The following is a 3,687-nucleotide window of genomic DNA, read 5'->3' as shown; positions in this document are numbered from 1 at the left end:
GCCGAACGAAGGGCCGCCGCTCACGCCGAGCGTGGGGCGCTGGCCGCCGGCAACCTCGGCCTCGATGGCGCGCTCGCGCTCCAGGTTTGCGACGGCCTGCCGCAGGTCGGTGTTGTGCGCGAGGGCCTGCGTGACGAGCCGGTCCAGCAGCGGGTCGTGGTACAGCCGCCACCAGTGCGCGGGCAGCGGGGCGGCGTTGGCGGGCACCTCGGCGAACGGGCGTGCGGCGCCGGGCTGGCTGGCCAGCGCCTCGGGCGGCTGGCGGTAGTCGGGGCCGACGGCCGCGCAAGCCGCGAGCCCCGCCGCAACCGCGAGCGAAGCCATGCGAAGTGCAAGACGGGGCATGGCGTTCATCCCTTCTTCGGCTCGGCGGCCGGTGCACCGGCGTTGCGCGCCGGCGGATGCTCGAGCACCTGCACGGTCACGGTCTGGCCGGCCACGAGCCGTGCGCCCTGCGGCAGCGGATCGAGCCTGATGCGCACCGGAATGCGCTGCGCGAGCCGCACCCAGTTGAAGGTCGGGTTCACGCTGGGCAGCAGGTTGGCGCTGGTCGAGCGGTCATGGTCGGCAATGCCGGCAGCCACGCTGTCGACCGCGCCTTCGAGCACCGCGCCGCCGCCCATTGGCGTCACGCGCACGCGGTCGCCCAGGTGGATGCGCGGCAGCTTGGTTTCCTCGAAGTAGCCCTCGACGAAGAACGAATGCGCATCGACCAGCGCCAGCACCGGCCGCCCGGCCGATGCATAGCTGCCGGTGCGCAGGTCGAGGTTGGTCACCAGGCCGTTGACCGGCGCGCGCACCTCGGCGCGCTGCAGGTTGAGGCGCGCCGCGTCGAGCACCACCTCGGCCTGCGCGACGGCGGCGCGCGCCTGCTCCGCGCGGGCGCGGGTCTGTTCACGGGCCTCCTGCGACACCAGCGCGTCCAGCCCCGTGTTGCGCGCGTTCTCGCGCTGCGCCTGCGCGCTGGCGGCACGCTGCGCCGCCAGCGCGGCCTGGGCCTGGCGCACGGCAAGGTCGTAGCGCGCGCGGTCCACCTCGAACAGCAGTGCCCCGGCCTGCACGGCCTGGTTGTCCCGCACAGGCACCGCAGTGACCAGGCCGGAAACGTCCGGCGCGATCTGGACCACGTTGGCGCGCACGCGGCCGTCGCGCGTCCAGGGGGCGAGCTCGTAGTGGTCCCAGAGCTGCAAGCCGGCCCATGCGGCGGCCGCCACCACGGCCGCGGTGAGAAGAATGCGCCCGAGGCGCATCGGCCAGGAGCTGTCGGTGGAAAGAGGGGCTTTCATCTGGATCTCGTCATTGAAGGAAGGACGCCGCACGGCTGAGGCCGTAGAGCAGCAGCAGATAAAGCGCCATGTCGAACAGCGCGGGGTGCCACACCCAGCGGTAGAGGCCGGCCAGGGCCAGCAGATGGCGCACGCCCCAGAGGGCGGCCAGCGCAATGCCGGCCAGCACCAGCAGCCATGGCAGGTAGAGGCCGTAGAAACTTGCTTCGCCAATCATCTGGAGGCTCCTTGTCCGGCCGCGGCGAGGCGCGGCGGTGCATCGGGAAAGAGATTGCGGCGCAGGCCCACCAACGCGGTCACTGCGCTGCGCGATGCGGATGACGGCGCATGCTGCGCGCCAAGCACGGCCGACAGCGCCTCGTCGATCTGCGGCAGCAGGCTGGCGGGGCGCGCTTGCATGCGGCCCCTGCCGCGCTGGCGGAAGAACTGCGAGATGCCGCCCAGGAGCGCCGCGGCCGAGGCCGGCGGCAGCTGCGTGCGCACCCGCTGCAGCACGTCGATGTCGGCGCCGGTGCGCAGGTCGCGCAGCGCGTCGTTGGCGGCCACGCCCTCGATGCTGCCGCCGGCCTGCGCGATGCGCGGTGCGAGCAGGCCGATGCGGTCGAGCATGCGCACGGCGTAGGCGTCGCCCTGCGCGCCCTGGCGCTGCGAGGCGCCGGCCATCTCGCCGAGCTCGCGCCAGGTGGCGCGCTGGATGCGCCGCGCGCTCCAGTCAGCGCCCACGGAGCGCACCAGCCGCGTGACGCGCGCGGCAACCACCACGCCGATGACCTGGCCGAGCATGCTGTTGATGAAGCTCACCAGGTCGGCATTGGCGGTGTCGTGCATGGCCAGCGTGCCGGCCACGCCGAACAGCAGCGCCATGGCCGCCATGAAATGCGCCGGCCGCGCCATATAGACGCCCAGCAGCAGGAAGGCCGGCGCACACACCACCACCAGCATGCCGAAGTCCTGCACCAGCGGCATCAGCACCAGCACATAGAGCGCGGAGACAGGAATCGACCACAGCGTGTACTTCAGGAAGCCGTGGATCGCGGGCACCGGGTCGTCCATGGTCGCGAAGAAGCAGCAGAAGACCGCGGCCATCATGGTGGCGGCCGAGCCCATGGGCCAGCCCGTCACGATCCAGAAGGCGCCGCACAGGCAGATGGCGAGCACCGCGGCCAGCGCCGACAGCAGCGCCATGCCGTAGTCGCGGTGCAGCACGCGGCTGCCGAGCGCGGCCGTGCGGCGCGGCGCAAGCGCGCCCTGGAGGCCCTCGTCGATGTCCATGCGCAGCCGCGCGCAGGCACGCCATCCCTCGACCAGTTCCTCGAGCCGGCCCGCGAGCCCGATGCGCAGGGCGCGGCTCCAGGGACTGTGCTGCGGCGTCGCGCCCAGCGCCTGGATCGAGCGGCGCAGCAGCTGCAGCGACTGCGCGCGCGCTGCATCGTCTTCCTGCAGCCATTGCGCGGCCTGCGCGAGCACCGCGGCGACGTCCGGCGCCAGCGCGCCGTCGGCCTGTTCCAGCGCCAGCAGCCGGTCCTCCACGGCCGACAGCGCGGGCGTGAGCGCGGCCACGCGGTCCTGCATGGCGCGGATCGCGCCGGCGGTCCAGCGCAGGTGCGTGGTGTCGAACGGCACGTGGGTGGACAGCAGCCGCAGCTGGGTGATGTCGCCGGCCAGGCGGCGGCGGTCGGCCGCGAGCGTTTGCGGATCGGCATCGGCGCGGCGTCCGGCGGGCTGCAGCAGGTCGCCGAGCCACTGGCGCGCGTCCTGCAGCGTGCGGTCGAGCAGGCCCAGCACGGTCGGCGCCAGGCCCGTGGGCCACGCAATGCTGTGGACCAGCGTGGCGCACAGGATGCCCAGGCCGATTTCCTCCACCCGCGCCACCGCGGTGTCGAACAGCGCGAGCGGCGTCTGCACCGAAGGAAAGCCGATCAGCGCGGCGGTGTAGCCCGCCAGCATGAAGACGTAGGAACGCGGCGTGCGGTCGAACAGCGAAATGCACAGGCACAGGCCCACCCACAGCGCGAGCACCAGCGTGAGCAGCTCCGGCGCGTTCGACAAGGCAGGCACCAGCAGCACCGTGGCCACGCAGCCGATCAAGGTGCCGCAGAAGCGGTAGAGCGCCTTGGAGCGCACCGCGCCGGCCAGCGGATGGGCCACCACGTAGGTGGTCATCAAGGCCCAGAACGGACGCGGCAGGCCGGCGCGGCTGGCCAGGTACATGGCCAGCATCGCGGCGGCAAAGCTCTTGGCAGAAAAGAGAAGCTCCGCGCGGCTGAAGCGCGGCAGCTGGAAGGCGGCCATCTACCTGCGCCCTTCCTGCGGCGCCGGCGCGGCGCGGCCGAGCCGCTCTCCGAGCACCGCGAACACGCGCAGGCAGGCGGCAATGTCCTCGTCGGCCACGCCTTCGAAC

3 protein-coding genes and 1 pseudogene are annotated in these 3,687 nt (G+C 72.8%); all 4 read right to left on the bottom strand.

The features are described from left to right. Positions 1 to 345 (bottom strand): annotated as a pseudogene (locus AC1DOC_RS24400) (TolC family protein); the annotation flags it as partial. A 5-nt stretch (positions 346 to 350) separates the two neighbouring features. Beyond that, positions 351 to 1,286, bottom strand: a complete 936-nt coding sequence (locus AC1DOC_RS24395) for an efflux RND transporter periplasmic adaptor subunit (protein WP_062363204.1) — start codon at positions 1,284 to 1,286, stop codon at positions 351 to 353. Positions 1,287 to 1,296: 10 nt separating this feature from the next. Continuing rightward, positions 1,297 to 1,503: a DUF1656 domain-containing protein gene (locus AC1DOC_RS24390; protein ID WP_062363207.1), complete on the bottom strand. Its 207-nt coding sequence runs from the start codon at positions 1,501 to 1,503 to the stop codon at positions 1,297 to 1,299. Next, the gene (locus tag AC1DOC_RS24385) at positions 1,500 to 3,578 is read right to left on the bottom strand and encodes an FUSC family protein (RefSeq protein WP_062363210.1); all 2,079 of its coding nucleotides are present in this window, start codon (positions 3,576 to 3,578) and stop codon (positions 1,500 to 1,502) included. The genes AC1DOC_RS24390 and AC1DOC_RS24385 overlap by 4 nt, the downstream gene beginning before the upstream one ends. Positions 3,579 to 3,687: the final 109 nt, after the last annotated feature.

The organism is Variovorax sp. 01T439_2 (assembly GCF_056398445.1).
This window is presented reverse-complemented; position numbering and strand designations above follow the sequence as displayed.

Excerpts from the sequence above, each read along its gene's own strand:
- AC1DOC_RS24390 (WP_062363207.1), bottom strand. The coding sequence starts at position 1,503 with ATGATTGGCGAAGCAAGTTTCTACGGCCTCTACCTGCCATGGCTGCTG.
- AC1DOC_RS24395 (WP_062363204.1), bottom strand. The coding sequence starts at position 1,286 with ATGAAAGCCCCTCTTTCCACCGACAGCTCCTGGCCGATGCGCCTCGGG.
- AC1DOC_RS24385 (WP_062363210.1), bottom strand. The coding sequence starts at position 3,578 with ATGGCCGCCTTCCAGCTGCCGCGCTTCAGCCGCGCGGAGCTTCTCTTT.